The sequence below is a fragment of the uncultured Caballeronia sp. genome (assembly GCF_964243625.1).
Taxonomy (GTDB): domain Bacteria; phylum Pseudomonadota; class Gammaproteobacteria; order Burkholderiales; family Burkholderiaceae; genus Caballeronia.
The window spans coordinates 1-2,068 of record NZ_CAXTGZ010000840.1 but is presented as its reverse complement, the minus strand read 5'-3'; the positions used below and the strand labels follow the sequence as shown (position 1 = coordinate 2,068).

Annotated in this window: 3 protein-coding genes; all 3 read right to left on the bottom strand. The window is 55.9% G+C overall.

The features are described 5' to 3' along the window. Positions 1–293, bottom strand: a 293-nt coding sequence (locus ACFFAR_RS31610; RefSeq protein WP_375509275.1) for a hypothetical protein, incomplete at its 3' end; no start/stop codon positions are given. 96 nt (positions 294–389) lie between these two features. Next, on the bottom strand, positions 390–656 hold the full coding sequence (locus tag ACFFAR_RS31605) for a DUF4148 domain-containing protein (protein WP_375509274.1): 267 nt from the start codon (positions 654–656) through the stop codon (positions 390–392). A 310-nt stretch (positions 657–966) separates the two neighbouring features. Then, the coding region (locus ACFFAR_RS31600; protein ID WP_375509273.1) for a porin at positions 967–2,068 on the bottom strand (1,102 nt) is incomplete at its 5' end.

The window sequence follows — 2,068 nt, the reverse complement described above, 5'->3', positions numbered from 1 at the left end:
CTTGAAATATCAAGCAAATAGGATGGATTACCCTTAGATTGACCGGTCAGCTGCGGCGTCGTGCTTACCAAGCAGATCGGGCCGTAGAAGGTTGTTTTGATTTTTGCGTGCGAACGACCGACTGACATACGCCAGTGGTAGAAGTGGAGACGTGATTTTCTCTGTTGCTGCGCGAGGCTGGCGGGCCTTTTTGTTTGAGGAGTCTGCTGCGTACTCAGCAAGAAGGGCCTGTCACTTTTCCAGGCTCGGACCTGACGAATGGCCGAGTGGCGCTCCAGCTTGACTTGATCCAACTTGAAATGCAAAAGTCTCGGTTAAAGCGCGTCAGCGAGGTACGGTAAGAGATTCATATAATTGGATCAACTTTCCTCATAGCTGCTTACCCTGCGCTATTGCGCATCTTTGGATGCGATGTTCAGCAGCTTTCGTTGCCCTTCTCCCTTCGCATAACGCGCCGTGCTGAGCTTGCGCTCGGATGCTTCAAGACCTGCAGGATAATCGAGCGCATCGCTAGCCGGTTCGTATCCTACTTGTTCGAGCTCGGAAAGCTCTTGCTTCACCTGCGCACGAGTGCGCGGTTCAACACTTTGTGCATTCGCGATCGATACGCAAGACAGCTGAACCAGCATACCCAGAACCAAAAGTTTGTTTTTCACAGAAGACTCCGCTAACCAAAAATATCGCCGTTAGAACTTCCGTCGATGACGGACCCATTTGGCAAGTCTAGTGGTTTGCGTGATCAGTGTAAACGCTAATTTGCTTGAAATTACAAATAAATATGTTCCGGGGTTCGGCGCGCTCACACGGATTTCCGCCCGAAAATTCGGAGCATGTCGTCACTTGAAGATCCGCCGCGTTGTCAACCGAGCGCCTCATAAGCGAAGGCGCCCCGAATTATTGCTGTGCACCGATCCACCGCAGGCGCGTTTTAATGCCCGAAACTTACGGCAGAGTGCCATCCGCGCTTCAGAAGCGATGCTTGATCGCGACTCGCAACGCAACCTGCTTATCAGTAGAAGAAGGTGTGAATCCGTTGATGTCGGCGACCGCGGACTGACCCAACGAGTCGCGTCCCATCGCGCGCTGCAAGTCTACTATCCAGTACACATCGGTCCGTATCGAGAGACTATAGTCAAGCCCTAAATCCAGTTGTAGATACGTGGCGCCGCCGTCGGCATTGACAGAGGTTCGCCGAGTGTAGTCGAACGCTGCTCCTGCGAGTAGTGACGGGGTGAAGCGTTGTCGCACATTCAACTCTGCCGTATTGAATGACGTGCTGCCATGATAGCCGAGGGGATTAGGACCGGAATTTGACCCGAGCGATTCAAAGCGAGTATTCGCCCCGATGACGGAGACGGTGGTCTGGGCGAACGTGTACGCCGCCGCCACGCCCGCCATTTCACGCGTTTTCGCCGAAGCGTAACCCGCATATCCAGGCGCTGTTTCTGGCGTCGTTGCGGAACCGAATGAACCAATGTTATTCGCGGTTGCTAAACCTTTGTTCGGGGTATTTCCGTAAAACGAGACATTGGGATCACGGGCGTTTATATAGCCAGCCGCAAGCGATAGTGGACCGCGGGAATAAGTTGCCGCTAGCGCCCAGATCTGGTTTTGCGAGAGATTACCGGCTACGCCGCCTACGCTATAAAGACCGCTGACACGAAACCCGCCCCAAATCGGCGATGCATACTTGATGGCGTTGTTGGCGCGGTCAGCGCTGACGAAGTTGTTGACATCGCTGACGGGCGAAGACATGGAACCTGCCCAGGTCCCCGCCGCAGAAAATGGCTGCAGCGCTTCGAGCAACGGGTCGTATTGGCGTCCCAGCGTCAGCGTTCCCTCGTTGCTCGACAATCCAACGAACGCCTGACGGCCGAACTCTGCGCCACCCTGAGCGAGTCGGCCATTACCCAGATGGAATCCCGACTCGAGCACGAAGATCTCGGGCGCGATGATCGCGGCCAGCGCGCAGGCCGGTGCGTAGCGCAGGGCGCGTTCGACGCGTGCCGGCAGGCCGATGCGCGGGCTCACCAGCAGGAAGCCGGCGCGCGTCGCGACCGTCGCGAGG